The sequence below is a fragment of the Pumilibacter muris genome (assembly GCF_943193045.1).
In the GTDB taxonomy this organism is placed as follows: domain Bacteria; phylum Bacillota; class Clostridia; order Christensenellales; family Pumilibacteraceae; genus Pumilibacter; species Pumilibacter muris.
This window is the reverse complement of record NZ_CALPCN010000003.1, coordinates 1-17,854: the sequence shown is the minus strand read 5'-3', so window position 1 is coordinate 17,854 and position 17,854 is coordinate 1. Positions and strand designations below refer to the sequence as shown.

Annotated in this window: 18 protein-coding genes; 3 read left to right on the top strand and 15 right to left on the bottom strand. The window is 49.7% G+C overall.

Features of this window, described 5'->3' with window-relative positions; translation table 11 throughout:
- Nucleotides 1–150 precede the first annotated feature (150 nt).
- A complete protein-coding gene (locus NFR62_RS04540; RefSeq protein ID WP_251614942.1) occupies nucleotides 151–585 on the top strand; it encodes a DUF3592 domain-containing protein in 435 nt (144 codons plus the stop codon).
- Here the strand turns inward: NFR62_RS04540 and NFR62_RS04535 are convergent.
- The 14 genes from NFR62_RS04535 to NFR62_RS04470 form a co-directional block, all read right to left on the bottom strand.
- Nucleotides 582–1,304, bottom strand: a complete 723-nt coding sequence (locus NFR62_RS04535) for a ThuA domain-containing protein (RefSeq protein WP_251614939.1) — start codon at nucleotides 1,302–1,304, stop codon at nucleotides 582–584. The two genes, NFR62_RS04540 and NFR62_RS04535, sit on opposite strands and share 4 nt — an antisense overlap.
- 73 nt (nucleotides 1,305–1,377) lie before the next feature.
- Nucleotides 1,378–2,385, bottom strand: a complete 1,008-nt coding sequence (asnA, locus tag NFR62_RS04530; RefSeq protein WP_251615747.1) for an aspartate--ammonia ligase — start codon at nucleotides 2,383–2,385, stop codon at nucleotides 1,378–1,380.
- A 252-nt stretch (nucleotides 2,386–2,637) separates the two neighbouring features.
- Entirely contained in the window at nucleotides 2,638–4,005 is a 1,368-nt protein-coding gene (gene aspS / locus NFR62_RS04525; protein WP_251614935.1) for an aspartate--tRNA(Asn) ligase, read from the bottom strand.
- A gap of 72 nt (nucleotides 4,006–4,077) precedes the next feature.
- Nucleotides 4,078–5,460 (bottom strand): asparagine--tRNA ligase, encoded by a 1,383-nt coding sequence (gene asnS, locus NFR62_RS04520; protein ID WP_251614920.1) that lies wholly within the window; start codon nucleotides 5,458–5,460, stop codon nucleotides 4,078–4,080.
- Nucleotides 5,461–5,543: 83 nt separating this feature from the next.
- Nucleotides 5,544–6,026 carry an amidase domain-containing protein gene (locus tag NFR62_RS04515; protein ID WP_251614917.1) on the bottom strand — a complete coding sequence of 161 codons (483 nt, stop codon included), beginning with the start codon at nucleotides 6,024–6,026 and terminating at the stop codon, nucleotides 5,544–5,546.
- A 69-nt stretch (nucleotides 6,027–6,095) separates the two neighbouring features.
- Nucleotides 6,096–7,298, bottom strand: coding sequence for a zinc-binding metallopeptidase family protein (locus NFR62_RS04510; protein ID WP_251614914.1), 1,203 nt, complete (start codon nucleotides 7,296–7,298; stop codon nucleotides 6,096–6,098).
- Between the two features lie 5 nt (nucleotides 7,299–7,303).
- A complete protein-coding gene (locus NFR62_RS04505; protein ID WP_251614910.1) occupies nucleotides 7,304–8,881 on the bottom strand; it encodes an MATE family efflux transporter in 1,578 nt (525 codons plus the stop codon).
- Between the two features lie 42 nt (nucleotides 8,882–8,923).
- On the bottom strand, nucleotides 8,924–9,262 hold the full coding sequence (locus NFR62_RS04500) for an MGMT family protein (protein ID WP_251614907.1): 339 nt from the start codon (nucleotides 9,260–9,262) through the stop codon (nucleotides 8,924–8,926).
- On the bottom strand, nucleotides 9,259–10,683 hold the full coding sequence (locus tag NFR62_RS04495; RefSeq protein WP_251614904.1) for a tetratricopeptide repeat protein: 1,425 nt from the start codon (nucleotides 10,681–10,683) through the stop codon (nucleotides 9,259–9,261). The genes NFR62_RS04500 and NFR62_RS04495 overlap by 4 nt, the downstream gene beginning before the upstream one ends.
- Before the next feature lie 99 nt (nucleotides 10,684–10,782).
- Nucleotides 10,783–11,472, bottom strand: coding sequence for a 5'-methylthioadenosine/adenosylhomocysteine nucleosidase (locus NFR62_RS04490; RefSeq protein WP_251614901.1), 690 nt, complete (start codon nucleotides 11,470–11,472; stop codon nucleotides 10,783–10,785).
- 19 nt (nucleotides 11,473–11,491) lie between these two features.
- Nucleotides 11,492–12,997, bottom strand: coding sequence for a vWA domain-containing protein (locus tag NFR62_RS04485; RefSeq protein ID WP_251614898.1), 1,506 nt, complete (start codon nucleotides 12,995–12,997; stop codon nucleotides 11,492–11,494).
- Nucleotides 12,998–13,011: 14 nt separating this feature from the next.
- Nucleotides 13,012–13,782 carry a hypothetical protein gene (locus NFR62_RS04480; RefSeq protein ID WP_251614895.1) on the bottom strand — a complete coding sequence of 257 codons (771 nt, stop codon included), beginning with the start codon at nucleotides 13,780–13,782 and terminating at the stop codon, nucleotides 13,012–13,014.
- A gap of 250 nt (nucleotides 13,783–14,032) precedes the next feature.
- Nucleotides 14,033–14,617, bottom strand: coding sequence for an RNA polymerase sigma factor (locus tag NFR62_RS04475; RefSeq protein WP_251614892.1), 585 nt, complete (start codon nucleotides 14,615–14,617; stop codon nucleotides 14,033–14,035).
- Nucleotides 14,618–14,664: 47 nt separating this feature from the next.
- On the bottom strand, nucleotides 14,665–15,873 hold the full coding sequence (locus tag NFR62_RS04470; protein WP_251614889.1) for a DUF3810 family protein: 1,209 nt from the start codon (nucleotides 15,871–15,873) through the stop codon (nucleotides 14,665–14,667).
- Nucleotides 15,874–16,025: 152 nt separating this feature from the next.
- On the opposite strand from NFR62_RS04470, the gene NFR62_RS04465 reads away from it, so the two are divergent.
- Entirely contained in the window at nucleotides 16,026–16,763 is a 738-nt protein-coding gene (locus NFR62_RS04465) for a lysophospholipid acyltransferase family protein (RefSeq protein ID WP_251614886.1), read from the top strand.
- An 18-nt stretch (nucleotides 16,764–16,781) separates the two neighbouring features.
- On the opposite strand, the gene NFR62_RS04460 is transcribed toward NFR62_RS04465, so the two are convergent.
- Nucleotides 16,782–17,378, bottom strand: coding sequence for a tetratricopeptide repeat protein (locus NFR62_RS04460; RefSeq protein WP_251614883.1), 597 nt, complete (start codon nucleotides 17,376–17,378; stop codon nucleotides 16,782–16,784).
- Nucleotides 17,379–17,584: 206 nt separating this feature from the next.
- Between NFR62_RS04460 and NFR62_RS04455 the strand changes: the two genes are divergently transcribed.
- A partial coding sequence (locus tag NFR62_RS04455) for a hypothetical protein (RefSeq protein WP_251614880.1) occupies nucleotides 17,585–17,854 on the top strand: 270 nt, incomplete at its 3' end.

The following is a 17,854-nucleotide window of genomic DNA, read 5'->3' as shown; positions in this document are numbered from 1 at the left end:
CGTTTTAATAATTATACAGTTTTTTTGCGTAGTTTGTCAATGCCAAACACTGCGGACGTTATTTTTTTGCTTGTTTACTTTATACGAACTTGACCGAATATAAAAATCATAGTATAATTATATATATCTTTTTCGGAGGGGCTTACCGATATGGCAAAATCCGCAAAAACAACTATAATAGGCGGCTTGGTTCTTGTGATTGTGGGCATAGGTCTTATTGCGGGAATTTTAATTTACAAAAAGAGCGCCGACGCGAAAATTGCCGCATGGCCGAAAGCCGTAGCCGTTGTGGTAGACGTTGAAACAAGATGGGAAAAAGACAGCGACGGCGAATACGAAACAACATATGTTGCGGTGCTCGAATATAAGGTTGACGGCAAAACATATAAAATGCGCGACTCCAAAAAAAGCATACGCCCGTCGCTCGGAAGCGAGCATGAAATTTCTTATAACCCGAACAACCCCGCCGACTATATTTCGGCGCCTATGGGTATCACTATACCGAGTATAATTTTTATAGCGTTCGGCGGGCTCTCCGCAGTTATGGGCGTTTTGCTCATTCTAAAAGGCGTTAAATCACGCTAATTTAGCTTTTCGAGCGGCTTAACGCATTCGCAATCGATTTTTTGCGTGGCGCCGTTAGAATACGCCCACCTGACGGCGTTTACGAGAGTTTTTTGAATGAGCGGATTTTTATAAGTGGGGAAAGTTTCGTGACCGGGTTGAAAATAGAAAACTTTTCCCGCGCCTCTGTTGTACGTTATTCCGCCGCGAAACACTCTTCCGCCTTGATACCAACAAGTAAAAACCGTATTGTCGGGCTCGGGAATACCAAACGGCTCGCCGTACATTTCTTCAAGCGGCAAGTCTATATATGCGGGCAAATCCTTAGCTATGGGATGCGAAGGATTAGTAACCCACAAACGTTCGCGTTCGCCGCCCTCGCCCCAATCGAGCCTGCCGCTTGCGCCGAGCACTCGTTTAAACGGTTTGCTCAAATGAGCCGAATGCAACAAAATAAGCCCCATTCCCTCGTATACTCTGCGAACGATTTTATCGGCGAGGGCGTCCGAAACATCGTCGTGCAGGCAGTGTCCCCACCAAAGCAATACGTCGGTTTCTTTCAAGAGTTTGTCGGGCAAGCCTTGTTCGGGCATGTCGAGAGTAACCGCTTTTGCTTTAATGTCTCCCGCAGCGTTTAAAAAATCTTTAATAACCTCGTGGTGACCTTTGGGATACACCGCGAGCGCTTCGGGGCTTTTGCACGAAAAAGCAAATTCGTTCCAAACAGTTGCTCTTATCATAAAATCTTCTCCTTTTGGCAGGTTTCGGCGTAAAGCGAGGCGCTCGCGATTATTGCGTTAGCAACGCGTAACATTATAGAATCGGCACTCCCGCCGCTTTGCATTCCCGCAGCATTTCTTCGGGCCAAACCGACACTTGAACTTCGCCTATATGCAGTTTTTCGAGCATAAGCATGCAAAGGCGCGACTGCCCTATTCCGCCGCCTATCGTGAGCGGAAGCGAACCCGACATAATTCCTTTGTGATACTCGTATTTAAGCCTGTCGAGCGCGTTCGCATCAGTAAGCTGACCGAGTAGCGACTGCGCGTCTACCCTTATGCCCATACTCGAAATCTCAATCGGTTCGCCGAGAGCGTAATGCCAAAACAGCAAATCGCCGTTTTTGTCCCAGTCGTCGTAATCGGGCGCGCGCCCGTCGTGGCGCGTTCCGTCGGATAGCGCTCCCCCTATTTTTTGAACGAATACCGTGCGGTGTTTTTTTACTATTTCGTACTCGCGCTCTTTGGCGGTTTTGTTAGGATACATTTTCAAAAGCTCTTCGCTCGTTATAAAATACACTTCGGGGCAAAGCTTTTCTTTGAGCGCGAGATACAAGCCGTTTATTATGTCTTTCGTGTCGGCGAGCGCCTTCGCTATTTTGCGAACGGTGCTTTTTAAAAATTCGTCCGTTCTGTCCGAACGTTCTATAACCTTTTCCCAGTCCCATTGGTCTACATATACGGAATGTAAATTGTCGAGAGAATCGTCACGCCTTATGGCGTTCATATCGGTATACAGCCCTTCGCCGCTTTTAAATCCGTATTCGCTCAGCGCCATGCGCTTCCATTTGGCGAGCGAATGAACTATTTCCACCTCGAACCCCGCTTGCGGAACGTCGAAGCGCACAGGGCGTTCCACGCCGTTTAAATCGTCGTTTAAACCCGAGCCCGAACGCACCATAACGGGCGCCGAAATTCTCTCTAACCCGAGCGCCGACGAAAACACGCTTTGGAATCCGTCTTTAACAAGCTTTATTGCCTTTTCGGTTTCGCGCTGCGACAGTTTCGGCGTATAATTTTCGGTAAGTTTAAGCGAATACATTGCAAGTTTCTCCCACTGTAACACAAAACGCCGAAACTTCCGTTTCGACGCCTTTGTCGGTTTGGTATATTTTAACACAGCGCCCGCGCTCTGTCAAGCGATTGCACCGACTTGCGTTTGGGCGAGAAATTGACTTTCGCGGGCGTGTACCGCGAAAGGACTCTTTGTTAAGTTCGCCCAAGTCGGGTTAAGCAAGGAAGTGTGCGCTTGCGCGCACGCATCGTAGCGCCGACTTGCGTTTGGGCGACGGTATTACGGATAAAGTCTATCCACTCCGCGATAAACGTAGGTCACTTCCCTAACGTTGCCGTAGCCGAGAAGATTCATGAGCATTCTCGTAAGCCCGAAGCCGTAGCCGCCGTGAGGAGGGCAACCGTAACGGAACAAACTGACGTAAGACTGCATTCCCTGCGGCACGGCGTCGAAATCGACGCTTCCGTCGGCGCGAAGCACTTTTGCGGGAAGAACTCCCTTTTCTATGCCCTGACGCACAAAGTAATCGAGCCTGTGCTCGCGCTGCGCGCCCGTCGTAACTTCGAGACCGTTCCAAAGCAAATCGTAGCTGAGCGTTTTAGTGGGGTCGGACGGCTTATACATGTGGTAGAACGGACGAATCGACGTGGGAAATTCCGTTACGAAAATGAACTCGTGACCGAACTTTTCCTGCGCGTATTTGCCGAGCATCTTTTCCGCCGTAGGGTCGAGGTCGCCTTTCGTTTCGGGCGGAACCTCGTAGTTGAGCGATTTTATAATCGCCTTAGCTTCTTCCATTGTAACGCGCGGGAACGGAAGCGACGGCACGACAACCTCTTTGCCGAACACTTCTTTTATTTCGTCGCCGAGCTTTTCTTTTACGCTTTTGAGAACGTAATGCAACCACTCTTCTTCCATTTTCATCACGTCTTCGAACGAATCAATCCAAGCAAACTCGCAGTCTACGCTCGTAAACTCGGTGTCGTGACGGGTGGTGCTCGACTTGTTCGCACGGAAAACGGGTCCTATTTCGAACACGCGCTCGAAGCCCGACGCTATTCCCATTTGCTTATAAAACTGCGGCGACTGCGCAAGATACGCCTTGCGGTCGAAATATTCGAGCTCGAACAACTCCGCGCCCGACTCGCTCGGATTTCCCACGAGTTTGGGCGAATGGATTTCGGTAAATCCGCGCGAGAGCCAAAATTCGCGCATAGCCATTTCGGCAACGGTTTGCGTGCGGAATATAAGTTGGTGTTCTCTGCTTCTCAGGTCTAAAAATCGCCAGTCAAGGCGTTTATCGCGGTTGGTCTCGTTAAAATCGGTCATGTCGATAGGCAGGAAATTATCGGCAAGGTTTGAAACCTCTATTTTTCTCGGCCAAATTTCCACACCGTTTAATTTAACGAAATCGTCAACGTGCACCTTGCCCGTCACTTTAACCGACGATTCCACCGTAAGCGACGAAACTATTTTGTTGATTTCGGCGTTTTGTTCGTTCTTTTCTATGGTGAGCTGAACGGATTCGCTAACGTCGCGCACAACCATGAACTGCATGGTCTTTTTGTCGCGGATTTGCTTAACGAAACCGCAGATTTCCACGATTTCTCCGTCGTGCTTTTTAACGTCTTTTATCATTGTTCTCATGTTTATTTTTACCTCTGAGGGTTATTCGCTTTTTGTTTTCGGCTTGTCCGCACCAAAGTTTTCTCTATATATTCAGCTCAAATTGCTTTTCGTTCTCGCAAATATCTGAGTGTCGCGTATGTTGCCTATTCCGGTAACATACATCAGCATACGTTCGAGCCCGAGCCCGAAACCGCTGTGCGGCACCGAGCCGAACTTGCGCAAATCCAAATACTGCTCGTAGTCGCTCATTTTCATGTTGCGAACTTCGATTGCTTTCAAAAGTTTGCCGTAGTCGTTTTCGCGCTCGCTGCAACCTATTATTTCGCCCACGCCCGGCACGAGCAAGTCGGTGGCGGCAACGGTCTTGCCGTCGGGATTGAGTTTCATATAGAACGATTTTATATCTTTGGGATAGTTCACAACGAACACGGGTTTGTTATACACTTCGTCGGTGAGGTAACGCTCGTGTTCGGTTTGCAGGTCGCAACCCCATTCTACGGGATACACGAATTGTTTGCCGCTCTTTTTTAGTATTTCGATAGCGTCTGTGTAGTCAACTCGTGCAAACTCGCTGTTCGCCACGTTTTCAAGCTTTGCAATTAAACCTTTTTCAAACCGCTCGTCAAAGAATTTGAGCTCGTCGGCGCAACGGGTCAGCAAATGACGCACGATATACTTTATCATATCGGTTGCGATTTCTATAATATCGTCGAGTTCGGCAAAAGCCACTTCGGGCTCTATCTGCCAAAACTCCGCAGCATGGCGCGGCGTGTTGGAATTTTCGGCGCGGAAAGTGGGACCGAACGTGTAAATTTTTCCCATAGCCGTAGCCATAACTTCGCCTTCCAACTGCCCCGACACGGTAAGCCCTGCGGCACAACCGAAGAAGTCGTTTTTGTAGTAATCCTCTTCGCTCTTAACGTTCGGCGCGTAGCCTACGGTTGTAACCTTAAAGATTTCGCCCGCCCCTTCGCAGTCGCTTCCCGTTATAATGGGGGTGTGCACATAGTAAAAGCCGTTTTTATGGAAAAATTCGTGCAACGCATACGAAAGCTCGGAACGAATACGGAACATTGCGTTGAAAGTGTTGGTGCGCACTCTAAGATGCGGAATTGTGCGCAAATACTCCATTGTGTGACGCTTTTTTTGCAACGGGTAGCTAAGGTCGCATTCGCCCAAAAGCTCAACCTTTTCGGCGACGATTTCAACCGCTTCGGCTTTCATGCCCTCAACGAGTTTTCCCGTTATTTTCAGCGCGGAGCCCAAATTCAAACAGTTTCCGAGAATATCGGGAGCAAACTTGCTTTTATCGAAAACAATCTGAGTATGGCGCATAGCCGAGCCGTCGTTAAGTTCGGCGAACGCCACGTTCTTCGAGTCGCGTGAGGTTCTCACCCAACCGCAAACCGTTACTTCTTTGTTCAAATATTCCGCTTTCTTTTCGGTAAGTTCTTTAAGTTCGACGCGTTTCATAAATGCCCTTTCCTTTTTATTAAATTATACCCGCATTGAAGCGTAAAGTCAAGAAATTTAGTCGGTCGAACAAAATTAAAGTGCTACGGAACGCGCACGCCCTCTATGTGAACGTAGCGCACCCTCTCGAACACATAAGAATCGAGCGGACGGTTGCGCGCGTCGTTCGAGTGCGCGCACACAAGCGGCACGCCGCCCGAAAATCCGCACACAACGGGCGTGTGATAAAAGCCTTCCGAATTTCCGAGCTGAACAATATCGCCGATTTGCAAAGCCGCTCTTCCCACCTCTTCGCCGAACGGACCGAGCGAAACGTTACCCACAAGAAAATTATAGAGGTACTCAACGCCCGTCCAAGAAGCGGTTCTGTTCGAAGCCGATATATAATACCACCCGAAAACGGGCGTAAAGTTCATTTGCTTGCTTCCCGCATATATGCACTGCGACGCAAAGTTGGTGCAGTCGCCGCCAAGCCCCGAAAAATCGTAATACATAGGATTGCGCGAATACGCCCACTGCAAGGCGTATTGCACCGCGCTCTCGCGGTTGTATTCCACCGTTCTCATTTTGCCGTCCTCCTTTTTGCGTATACTTTTATATATGCGCGAAACCGAAGCGGCGAGCCGAATAGAACGTTACTTTACCGTTATTTCGTTTTCCGACACTATCACTTCCCTGTTAAAAAACGCGGTAAGCCCCGCCGCAAGCGCGTCTATATCCGAAAACGCCGCCGTTTCGGCGGCGGAGTGCATGGCAAGTTGAGCCACGCCTATGTCGCACACGGCGGCGCCTAAACCGCTCGCTGCCATAAGTCCTATCGTGGAGCCGCACCTAAGGTCGGGATGGTGGCGGTAAACTTGCGTTTTAAGTCCTGCGTCGGAAAAAATCTTTCGAGCCGCCGCCGAAGTCAGGCAGTCGGTGGCGTAACGGTCGTTGCGCTTAATCACTACGCCGCCGCCGAGCGTGGGAGCGCCGCTCGAATATTTATCGGGGTGGTTGGGGTGAAGCGCGTGCGCGCCGTCGCACGAAAACGCGAACGCGCGCGACAAAAGCGCGTCGCAATTCTCTTTAATTCCCGCAGTTTTCAGCGCGTCGGCAATAAAGGCGCGAAGCTTTTGCGAACGCGCTCCGTCGCGGGTTTCGCTTCCCGTCTCTTCGCTGTTAAAACAAGCCGCCACGCAAGTGGATTTGTTTTCACATTCGGCAAGCGCTTTAACCGACGCATAAACGCTCGCAAGATTGTCGATTCGCGGAGAACAAATATATTCCCCTCCCGCGCCGCACTCGAACGGTGCTTCGGCGGGCACGCAAAACAGCTCGCCGTCTACCGCGTCGGGCACGCCGAGCATAGCGAACAAATTTCCGCAATCGCCCAAAAGCGGAACCATATCGCGCGAAACCAAAAAATTTTCTCCGTTCTCGCCGCCGCCCAAATGAACGGCGAGCGACGGAATAACCGCGTTAAAATCCGAACACACGTTTTCGGCGCGCAACACGCCGCCTTTTTCAACGGCGACTCTGCCAGCTATTTTAAGTTTAACGTCGAAATACGACCTAAGAAGTCCGCCGCCGTATTTTTCCACTCCGAGCAAAGTTCCGCCGTCGTAACGCAACCTCAGGCACGGCGAATCGGTATGGCTGAGCGCAAGCTGAATATTCTCGGCGCCGAGCTTAATCGCAAAAAGACTGCCGCCGTCCGCTCGGTAGTATCCTTTCGCGGCTTTATTTTTGCCTACGGAAGAAAGTTCCGCAAAACCCGCTTTTTTCAGAATGGCGAGCGCGTTTTCAACCGCATGGTAGCAAGTGTAAGATTTGCTTAAAAATTCGCTTACGTTCATTATAGTTACTCCTTTCGAGAAGGCGAGTCGCTTCCCGCTTGCTCGCATTCCACCGAATCCAAAAGTTTATCTACGGCTATTTCCACTCTGTTGTCCGCGTTCTGAGCCGCAACTTCTCCGCCTGTTTCCGTAGCGTTTTCGGCAACCGTAAGTTCGGCATCTTCGCAAACGCACGCTTTTTCCGCTTCGTCGGCAAATAAAGGCTTCATCGCCCTAAGCTCCGCGAAAGTTTTTTTGCGCGCCGCAAGATAGCACACAAGGTGCACGGCGAGAGTTATAAACCACGACACAGGATACGAAACCTGCAAAATAAACAGCGTGTGCCACGTTCTGAACACCGTGTATATCCACAAAATGCGCACGCCGCAAACGCCCACAATGCTAACGAGCATAGGCATAACCGAACGCCCGATTGCGCGCAAAGCGCTTACGAGCACTTCCATTATTCCACACAAAAAATACATTGTGCATATAACCGCGAGTCGCTCTTTTCCGAAAGCGAGCGCTTCGCCGCCGCAACCGTACAGTTTAAGCAAAAACGGACTGAACAGCCACACGCCCACGCCGAGCACCGCGCCTGTGCCCGTTACCAAAAGCAAACATTGCACAAGCGACAAATCTATATTCTTCGGTTTCGCCGCGCCGTAGTTTTGCCCCGAAACGGTAAGACACGCTTGCGCCACAGAGTTCATAGCCACATACACAAAGCCTTCGAGGTTTCCCGCCGCCGCGTTGCCCGCCATTGCCACCTTTCCGAATCCGTTTATCGACGATTGAATTATAACGTTCGACAGCGAAAAAATTATGCCTTGAAGCCCTGCGGGCAAACCTATTTTCACAATGTCGGCAAACACGGATTTGTGAATGCGCAGCTTTTTAAGCACGAGCTTCGCCGCGTCTTTTCGGCGCATGAGAGCCGCCGTAACGCCTATCGCCGCAACCGCTTCGGACGCCACCGTAGCTATTCCCACGCCCGCGACGCTCATTTTCAGCCCCGCTACCATAATTATGTTAAGCCCTATGTTTACCACTCCTGCGGCGGCAAGAGCTATAAGCGGGCGGCGCGTGTCGCCGCAAGCGCGCAAAACGCTCGACGCGAAGTTATACAAAAAGTTAAACGGCACGCCCACAAAATATATTTTAAGATACAGCGCCGATAAGCCGAGAACGCTACTCGGGGTGTCCATCCATTCGAGCATCATTTCCGACATGAAAAAGCCGAAAATCCCCACTATAAAACCGCTTATAACGCTGACGGAAATAGACGTGTGCACGCTCTTGGAAAGCCTGTCTTTATCGCGCGCGCCTACAAAACGCGCCGCAACGGCAAGCGCGCCCACGCTGAGCCCTATAAACAAGTTGGTTATCAAATTCACAAGCGCGCCGGTGCTTCCTACCGCCGCAACCGCCGCTTCGCTTTCGTCGCCCGCAAATCTGCCGAGAACGATAATGTCGGCGGCGCTGTACAAAAGTTGAAGCACCGACGACAACACGAGCGGCAAAGCGAATAATATAGTTTTTTTCAGCAACGGACGCGTTGTAAAATCAACTTCCGCCTTAAGCTTTTTTCCCGTATGTTCCATAGCGAATTCCGCGTTTAATTGTACACCCAAGCGCGGTTTAAGTCAAGTATTCGACTGTTTATACGGGTGAAAAAAGTATTCTTTTTTTACGTTGCCGTTTTCGTCGAACTCCACTCCGTCGGAGACGAGCATAGCTCTTTGCACGTTTTCGCCGCCGAACGCGAACGCCGAACTCACTTTCCCGCTTTTGGTAACAATGCGGTAGCACGGAATCTTTTCAGGCTCGGGATTAACGTGCAAAGCCCACCCGACGATTCGGGCGGCGCGAGGATTGCCCGCCATTGCCGCAATAGTTCCGTAAGACGCCACTTTGCCTTTAGGCACAGATTTCACGCATTCGTAAACCGCGTTAAAAAATCCGTCTTTTTTATTGCCGTTCATAGCAAAAGTCCGAAAATCGGCGTAAGCGCGCAACGGCAAGCGCCCGTTCCGCCGAAAACAATTATTAAAACAAACACGAGAATACCCACAATCACTAAGGTTGCCACTCTCGTGTTGCGCGAGCCCGCCGCAATCAAATATATAATCGCGCCAACAGGTCCCGTAAAGAAAAGTAACAACGCCAAAATCAGGCAGTTTACCGAGCCTTTCTTTTGAGACGCCGAATTATTTTGAGCGCCGCGAGCAACTTGCTCTCTATCGGGCGAAGAATACAGCGACGTTCCGACAGTGCGCGCATTTCCGTTTCGCACAGCCGAATAGCGTTCCCTTTCCACTTCCTTTTCCAAACTTTTCAGCTGTTCAACCGCAAGGTCGTTGCCTTGCGCTATCGCTTTTTTATACCACTTTCTCGCTTCTTCGTAGTTTTTAATAACGCCGTGTCCGTCGGCATACATGGCGCCGAGCAAGCATTGCCCTTCGGAATATCCTTGCGCCGCAGATTTGCGAATCCACCTTAGCGCTTCCACATAACTTTGACGCGTGCCAAAACCTTTAAGAAAATATATTCCGAGTATGCCTTGCGAGCGTTTGTCGCCTTGTTCGGCGGCTTTGCGGTGCCATTTTGCCGACTCGTTTAAGTCTTTTATGCCGAGTTTGCCGTTGCCGTAAAGCATTCCGAGTTCGAATTGCGCGTCGGAATCGCCCTGCTCGGCGGCGGCTTTCATCCATTTAACGCAACCGTCTAAACTCTTTTCCACTCCGTCGCCCGACGCATAGCACATTGCAAGCAAATATTGCGCTTTCTCGTGCCCCATCTCGGCGGAAGCGCGCAAATTCTCTACCGCAGCCCCGAATTTCCCCTCGTAGTAATAGCTTGCCCCTCTGCTGTACAGTTCTTCGCTGCGTTCCAAAGCTTCTCTAAGCTCGGCAGACGGCGTAACGTTTTCGGCATAGCGCGAAAACTCGGCGGCAAAATGCGCCGAGCTCCGTTTATCGCAAGGCGGAGCCGCCAAAATCGACTCGATTAAAGCGGAGCGATAACTTTTGAGCGCCGCCTCGTGAGCAATCAAACCGTTTAAAAAGCCGTCGGCTTTCGCAACCGAAAAACAAAGCGGCAAAAAAACCGTTCGGTTCTCTTTCGCGTAACGGTTTTGGGTTATGTAATCGAATGCGCCGGCGTAAGTACGCTGGTCGTCTTTTTTAATTTCTCCGCCGTAAGAAAAAGCCGCTACGGTATACACTTCGGGCGCGCTCTTTATTAAAGCGTTTTTATAAGCCTTGCTCTCGCGCGCAAGTCTGCGGTTTTGCCCCGCCTCGAACACTCTTCGGCACTCGGCGCAATTCAAAAGTCCTTCTTTATCCGACTTTAATTTTACGCCGCAATGCGGGCATAAAAACTCGTAAGGCTCGAAAACTCTCATTAAAAAGCACTCCCAATTCCCTTTGCAACAATATACGGAAAGTATATCATATAAGCGCCGTAAACGCAAGTAATTGCGCCTTTTTACCCCTAAGGAAAACTACATTTGCATAAACGCTTTAATCGCGCGGGCGTTCTTTTCGGCGGCAGAATGCAAAAACTCGTAAAAGCTCGTTACGGCGCCGTCGCCGCCGTCGTCGGATATTGCGCGCATCGAAAGAAACGGAATTTTATACAGCGCGCAAACCTGCGCTATGGGCGCGCTCTCGAAGTCGCACGCTATAGCGCCGAATTCGCCGTTTATTCTCTTAGCCGTCTCTTTGCTCGCTATAAACTGGTCGCCGCTTGCTATAACGCCTTTAACATAGCGTATGTTCTCATTTTTCAGAGCGCGCTCCATAAGTTCGAGCATCTTTTTGTCGGCGTCGAAAAACTCGCTGTCGAAGCCGTCTACCTGCCCTTTACGATAGCCGTCGGGCGTTTGGTCGTAGTCGTGGTGAACGGTTTTAATGCCGAGAGCAACATCGCAACGTTTTATTCCTCCGCCTATTCCTCCCGCCACTCCCGTGTTTATAACCCGCTTAACCGACGGAAACGCGGTAAGCACCGCAGAAGTTGCTGCCGCCGCGTTTGTTTTTCCCACTCCGCAACGGCACAAAAAAAGAGACTTTCCGCCAAGCTTGCCGCAATGCACTTCGAACGGTCCGAGCTTTCGGCTTTCCGCATTTTCAAGCGCGGCTCGCAAACCGTTTATTTCTTCGTTTAACGCGCCTATAACCAAAGTTTCCATGTTTTTTCTCCTTATGTTTTTAATAGCGACTTTTTGAATAAATTCCGCGAGCCTTACGCACAAGCTCTTTAAATTCGGTTTTGTATACATCGTCGGAAAGCGTCAATGAATAAAGGCGGGTTTCCAACGACTCGAAACTTGCGTTTTGCGCGTATTCCGAACGCCTTAACAGTAAGCCGTATTCTGCTACGCACCCTATAAATATATCGTCGGGGTTTTCTTCGCCCTTTTCTATTTTCACAGTTAAGCTTTTTTCTTCCCCTCCGTTCGGAATTTTATATCTGAGTTCGGCGGTGGCGAAAGGCAAATCAATTTCGCAACTTTGCGCGGGCACAATTTCGAAAAGCGCGGTTATTTGCTTGCCCGAACCCACTTCGCCCGCGTCGGTCTTTTCGTCTTCGAACTCGACGCCCGTAAGCATGCGGTTGTCGTACCCTATAAGGCGGTAGCTCTCAACCTGCGAGGGGTCGAACAAAACGTTCGCTTTCGCGTCGGCGGCAACCGTGAAAAGGGTTCCCGCAAGTTCTTCGCCGAACACCCGCTTCGCCTCGCTCTCGCCGTCTAAATAATACGCTTCTCCGTTGCCCGCGTTTGCAAGCGCTTCGAGCACGTCGTCTTTATAATTGCCGTATCCCACTCCGACCGACGTAAAATATATTCCCCCGTTCCGCTCTTTTTTTACAAGCGTTTCGAGTTCGGCTGGGCTTTTCGCCCCCACGTTGAAATCGCCGTCGGTAAAAAGAATTATGCGGTTGTTTCCTTGCGGCAAAAAATTCTTTTTCGCAAGAGAATACGCCTTTTCGATTGCGCTTTCTCCCGCAGTGCCGCCCGACGCTTGCAACGAATTCGCGCTCTCCAAAAGTTCGTCGCGCCGAGACGCGTCGGCGCCGTCTATAAGCACGCGCACGGCGCCCGCGTAAGTCACGAGCGATATTCTATCAAACTCGCCGAGCGCTTCCGCAACGTATTCCAACGCCGTTTTAAACAGTCCTATTCTGTCGGCTCCGTACATAGAAGCCGAAATATCGACTAAAAACACAAGGTTATTAGGCGCGGCCGCGCGTTCTGTTTCTCTCGCCGCATAGCTCACCCGCAACAGCTTGTGCGCGTCGTTCCACCCGCAGTCGAAAACGTTTGCTACCGCCGAAAAATCACCGTCTTGCGGCAAAGCTATTTCATAATCGAAATAGTTTATATATTCTTCTATTCTCACCGAATCGGCAGACGGAAGCCGCCCCGCATTCACAGCTCTGCGCATATAAGAATACGACGAGCGAGAAGTTGAGAGCGAAAACGCCGACGAGGCGCAATCCGCCGTTTTCGTAAAACCCCTTTCGTTTATTTCGCTGAAAGAATCGCCGCGCTCTGTCGGCAAAGAAATCATAATCTGTCCGTTCGAATCTGCTCCGAAGTTGCCGTCGGGACTCGCGCAACCCAAAAGCATGAACAAAAACATTAAACAAAACAGCGAAAGCGCAAATATCTTTAACGCTAAACTTTGTTTGCCGGCGTTCGATTTTTCCATACAGACAACCTCCTTTATTTACTTTCGCCGAACAGTTCGGCAAGGTAATAATCCAAACGGTAGCCGTTGCCGTTCATAACTTGCAACATGCAACGGTATTTGTTTTCTATATAAGCGCGCGACACATATTCGCCGTTTTCGCGCCCTTCCTCGTAACGCAAATCGCCGTATTGCGGCAAATTTAAATAATCTTTGCTATCTGAATAAACGTCTTGCGTAAGCTCGAACCGCATAATAAGCTCGTCGGCGCCGAGTTCGCCCATTATGCGCGCCTTGCACTCTATAAGCACGTCTTTTCCCGTTTCTCGGTTTTTAAAAACCGTTACGTTCAACGTTGCCACATTCAAGCCGCCGTCGTTTTCTCCTACGTCGGGCACGGGGAAAGCTTCGCCCCGCGCCGCCAAAAACACAGCCGCAGCTTCGGCATGGCTCGCCGTGCGCGCCACAAGTTGCGAGGCGTTGTAGAACTTGCCGCTCCACGAAGGTTCGGATGGCGCCGTAACCGAATTGTCGGTGTCGGGGACCGACGGCTCCCACGAGGGGAAAATTTTAGAAACGCCTATTCCTATAACAAGCACAATAAAAACTGCGGCAACGGCTCCGAAAGCGGCAAAAATCCACCCCTTGCGCGCGCCGCATTTTTCGGCAGGGACAGGAGCTTTTTCGCCCCGCGCGTCTTTTCTCATTTGCACGCGGGCTTTCCAAAGAATTTTATCGGGGTCGGGCAAACAGCCGTTCGACAGCGAGTTCAATTCGTATTCGATTTTTGCGTCTTTCTTTTCCATTTTTCCTTATGGTTTTTTATGAGCTGCTCTATTGTTCGGGATTGCTTCGCCACGCTCGCAATGACACCAAAAGCATTGTTCGCTTTATGCAGGAGACTGCCGCGCTACGCTCGCAGTGACATGTGTTCTGTCATTGCGAGGAACGAACGAAGCGAATGACGCGGCAATCTCGTTTCAACATTCTTTCTTGCCGATAATTGCTTAGCCGCGCTCGCAATAATACAACAATTTTTTTCGCGGTTTTGTCCCGTCAGCCGCCCGAATCTATAATCCTTCGCAAAGCGGCTTCCGCCTCTTTAACTATCCTGTCGGCTTGCGATTTGGAAACGCCTATTTTTGCGGCTATTTGCCTCACCGTTAAATCTTCGTAATACTTATAATAAATTGCGGCTCGCTGCTTTTTATCGAGACGCGCTATTGCCTCGCGCACAGTTACTCCCGCAGTGGCTTCGTCCTCAACCGAAGTGTCGGACGCGAGAAAACACAGGTCGTCTATGTTGTCGCACCTACGCCTGTTGCGCGCTTTTATGTAATTTAAAGCGGTGTTGCGCACAATAGTGCACGCCCACCCGTAACCGTTTTGGTAATAACGGAATTTGCGGGCGTTTTTCACTATTGACAAAAACGCGTCTTGCAAAACGTCTTCGGCGGACGCTCTGTCGCCCGCAATAGAAAGCGCCACGCTCAGCATTCGCCCGCCGACCGCGTTATACAGCTCCGTTAAAGCGTTTTCGTCGCCAAGCGCGATTCGCTTTATGAGCACGTTTATACGCTCTCTTTCCTTTTCCTCCAAAAATTCCCGCCCGTAAGTTTCTTTGCAGTTTAAGTATACCACTTCGGGACGTTCGACGTCAAGAGTTTTGTTTTTCCGTTCGCTTACGCTTATGTCGCCCTTTGCTCGTAAACCGCGAAATACATTTTTTGCACACTCGAATAAGTTACCGCATATATAATTTCGCCCGTGTCGGGATTAGTCTGTCCTGTGTCGGAAATTTCGCCGTCGGTAACTTTATCGGAATAGCTTCCGCTTCCGTTTTCGGCTCCGTTGCTCTTTAAGAATATGTCGTTCATAAAGTCGCCCACTTTCTCGAACACACGGTTTAAAAATCCCGCTATACCCGGCTGTTTGGATTTCTCGCTCCAAAATTTGTTCGCGGCAATAATTTCGTTGCGGATTTCGGGCGCCATGCCGTTGCGGATTTCGTTATAATCGGTTTTTTTGTTCGAATCGGCGTTCACGGCGGTAAGCGCAGAATAGAATGTGGAAAAATACCCGCAATACCGCAAGTAATCGTCGTCGGACGAAAGCAACAGATAATACGCCACAAAGTTCGCTTCGCCCTCGCGCATAACGCCTTTGGCGTGCGCCATTTCGTGAGCCATAGTTTGCGGAATATCGCTCGCGGGGGTGTTTCGGTTCACTGTGGGTTCACCGAGCGGCACAAACGTGATGCCCGATATGTTGTTTAGAGTAAGCCACCAACTGTTTACTATTCCTTTCGCTTTGGGAGTGTAGCCGTAATAGTAATCGTTGCCGAGCCGTTCGTATTCGGCGCGCAACTTGTCGCTCAGTTCGGTTAGCGTGTACGGGGATTTAACGTTTCCGTTGCCGTCGCGCTCGAATTTGCCCGCCAACTCGTTGAAGTCGTCGGCAAAATAGCGCAACATTTTCGTTACGTCTTGCGAAGCGTATTCTTTTTCGCTTTGAGGCACCGGCGCGGCGGGGCGGTAATAAGAAAATCCCACTATGAGCGAATACAGATTAAAAACCGACAGAATACATATAACTACAATAAGAGCTCCCTTTAAAACTAAGGCTCCGAGTTTGCGAACAAGCCCGACTATGGCGAGAGTTATTAAAGCCACCGCGCCGAATATAACGACTATAATACAAAACTCGAAAAACGACAGCGGAAAAAGCGAAGTTATATGCCCCGCTATAAAAACATACGGGCGCGCTATGTAGCGGCAAACGAACTCCGAAAACGACGGCGAAAGCGTGCGGAGCCACAAAAGCAACAACAAAAGCAATACGAGCGAACCCGCAACTATTGAAAGCGCTATTAAATTTTTACGCTTTTTCGCGTCCATACCATTATTATAGACTATATTACGGAAGTTGTAAAGAAAGAAAATGAAAATTAGGCGAAATTACCGCAGAATAGGTTGCTAAAACGCTTTTATAATGTTATACTATTGTCGTGTAACGGTGTTACGCCCTCTTAAAGAGGCAAGGGGTGATTATGTCGGATATAAATGCGCCTGCGAACAAAAACGAATACGTTTGCAAGCTGAAAACCAAAAAAAACAAAATAGATTATTCTGAGTATAAATTCTACGATAAAGGCAAGCCGTTCCGATTGCTTAAATTTTTGCACCGCAGTGTTGCAAACGTTTTTTTGCGCGCCTATCTTAAAATAGTGCACCGCGTTAAAGTGCTCGGAAAAGAAAACGTGGCATCGCTGAAAAAAACGGGAGCCGTGATTGTTTCAAACCACATTCACCCGCTCGACATTCAAATGATTGCCACTTTCGTTTTCGGAATGCGTCCGGTGCATTGGCTCACTCTTCAGCGCAATATGGATTTAAGCGTGCGGTTTTTTATTCGTAACAGCGGCGGAGTTCCCATTCCCGAAGACTACGAACAGAAAAAACGTTGTTTTGCCGAAATGAACGAACTATTGCGCGACGGCGGACTTTTACACGTTTGCCCCGAAGGCAGCCTTGTGGAATTGTGCGAAGATATTCGTCCGTTTAAAGACGGGGCTTTCAGATTTGCGTTTCAGAACCGCGTTCCTCTTGTGCCCATAACTTTAAGGTTTGAAGAATACGGACAAAACGGAAAAAAATATCGCCACCCCCATTTTATAATAGACGTGGCGGAACCGATATATCCGAGCGTGCCGCAAGAAACAATCAAAGAAAAAACAAGGCGGATTATGAGCGGAAAGTGCACTAAGCCCGCGCAAGTTAAAGACTGATTTCTGCGGGTGCGAAACCTACTTTAACTCTTTCAATCTTTCGCAAGCTTCTTTTATTCCCTGTTCGGCTGCGGCGCGGTACCACCTCGCCGCTTTTTCAATGTTCTTTAACGTGCCTTGCCCGAATTCGTAGCAAAGCCCCAAATTGTATTGCGCGGAGGCGTGCCCGCTCATAGCCGCTTTGCGGTAAAGTCGAACGGCTTTAACGCAGTCTTCCTCAACACCGTAACCCATTTCGTAGCACACGCCCAAATCGCAACACGCAGCAATATGCCCGAGCAAAGCGAGGCGTTCGAATAGTTCCACCGCCTGCCCGTATTCGTCCGATTCGTAAAGTTTGCGGGCGCGGGCATAAAGAAGCGAAACGTCCTCCATATCGTGCCCGTAGTTAGTTACGGCTCCCTGCGCTTTTTGATGCTCGTTAAATTCCGCGCGCAAAACCGCGACGCGTTTTTCAAGCCCTTTTAAAATTTCGGCGTATTTTTCTTGCTTGCGGTAGTCGTGAAATGTATTTCTCGGCTCTTTCTTTATTTCGAACTCGCGCGACGGCAACGCGACAAAAATCGCGTGATTAGCCTCCGCTCCATTGCAACTATACGAATCGTAATCAATCATAATCCCGGTTCCTCTTTATATGCTTTTATTTAGTTTAACATTTGGCAACGCCGCGTGTCAAGCGCACACGATAAACTATTCGCCGCGCGTAAGAATTTCGTGCTCGCAATGTTCGCATTCGTATGCCATTGTAAACACACAAAGTCAAGCGTCAAAAATAAAGCAAGTTAAGCACGGGATTGCCGCGTCGCCTGCGGCTCCTCGCAATGACAGAAAACGAAACCAACCATTTACCCCCCCACTCGCGTTGTCATTGCGAGCGAGTAAAACGAGCGCGGCAATCCCCACCCCAAAAACCGCTTCAAAAGCCCGCCTCGCAGAACTCCTATTGCGCAAGCACCGCAGTTGTCATAACGAGCGCGGCAATCTTCGCCCAAAAAGTACCCCCCACAAAAAAACAAAAGGAAAAGAAAAAAGCCCGCTTGAAAGGTTCGATGCTTTCAAGCGGGGCTTTATATATCCACATTAACGGAAAT

What these genes read in the sequence shown, in the direction of transcription:
- NFR62_RS04540 (WP_251614942.1), top strand. Translation starts at nt 151, where the DNA reads ATGGCAAAATCCGCAAAAACAACTATAATAGGCGGCTTGGTTCTTGTG.
- NFR62_RS04535 (WP_251614939.1), bottom strand. Translation starts at nt 1,304, where the DNA reads ATGATAAGAGCAACTGTTTGGAACGAATTTGCTTTTTCGTGCAAAAGC.
- asnA (WP_251615747.1), bottom strand. Translation starts at nt 2,385, where the DNA reads ATGTATTCGCTTAAACTTACCGAAAATTATACGCCGAAACTGTCGCAG.
- aspS (WP_251614935.1), bottom strand. Translation starts at nt 4,005, where the DNA reads ATGAGAACAATGATAAAAGACGTTAAAAAGCACGACGGAGAAATCGTG.
- asnS (WP_251614920.1), bottom strand. Translation starts at nt 5,460, where the DNA reads ATGAAACGCGTCGAACTTAAAGAACTTACCGAAAAGAAAGCGGAATAT.
- NFR62_RS04515 (WP_251614917.1), bottom strand. Translation starts at nt 6,026, where the DNA reads ATGAGAACGGTGGAATACAACCGCGAGAGCGCGGTGCAATACGCCTTG.
- NFR62_RS04510 (WP_251614914.1), bottom strand. Translation starts at nt 7,298, where the DNA reads ATGAACGTAAGCGAATTTTTAAGCAAATCTTACACTTGCTACCATGCG.
- NFR62_RS04505 (WP_251614910.1), bottom strand. Translation starts at nt 8,881, where the DNA reads ATGGAACATACGGGAAAAAAGCTTAAGGCGGAAGTTGATTTTACAACG.
- NFR62_RS04500 (WP_251614907.1), bottom strand. Translation starts at nt 9,262, where the DNA reads ATGAACGGCAATAAAAAAGACGGATTTTTTAACGCGGTTTACGAATGC.
- NFR62_RS04495 (WP_251614904.1), bottom strand. Translation starts at nt 10,683, where the DNA reads ATGAGAGTTTTCGAGCCTTACGAGTTTTTATGCCCGCATTGCGGCGTA.
- NFR62_RS04490 (WP_251614901.1), bottom strand. Translation starts at nt 11,472, where the DNA reads ATGGAAACTTTGGTTATAGGCGCGTTAAACGAAGAAATAAACGGTTTG.
- NFR62_RS04485 (WP_251614898.1), bottom strand. Translation starts at nt 12,997, where the DNA reads ATGGAAAAATCGAACGCCGGCAAACAAAGTTTAGCGTTAAAGATATTT.
- NFR62_RS04480 (WP_251614895.1), bottom strand. Translation starts at nt 13,782, where the DNA reads ATGGAAAAGAAAGACGCAAAAATCGAATACGAATTGAACTCGCTGTCG.
- NFR62_RS04470 (WP_251614889.1), bottom strand. Translation starts at nt 15,873, where the DNA reads ATGGACGCGAAAAAGCGTAAAAATTTAATAGCGCTTTCAATAGTTGCG.
- NFR62_RS04465 (WP_251614886.1), top strand. Translation starts at nt 16,026, where the DNA reads ATGTCGGATATAAATGCGCCTGCGAACAAAAACGAATACGTTTGCAAG.
- NFR62_RS04460 (WP_251614883.1), bottom strand. Translation starts at nt 17,378, where the DNA reads ATGATTGATTACGATTCGTATAGTTGCAATGGAGCGGAGGCTAATCAC.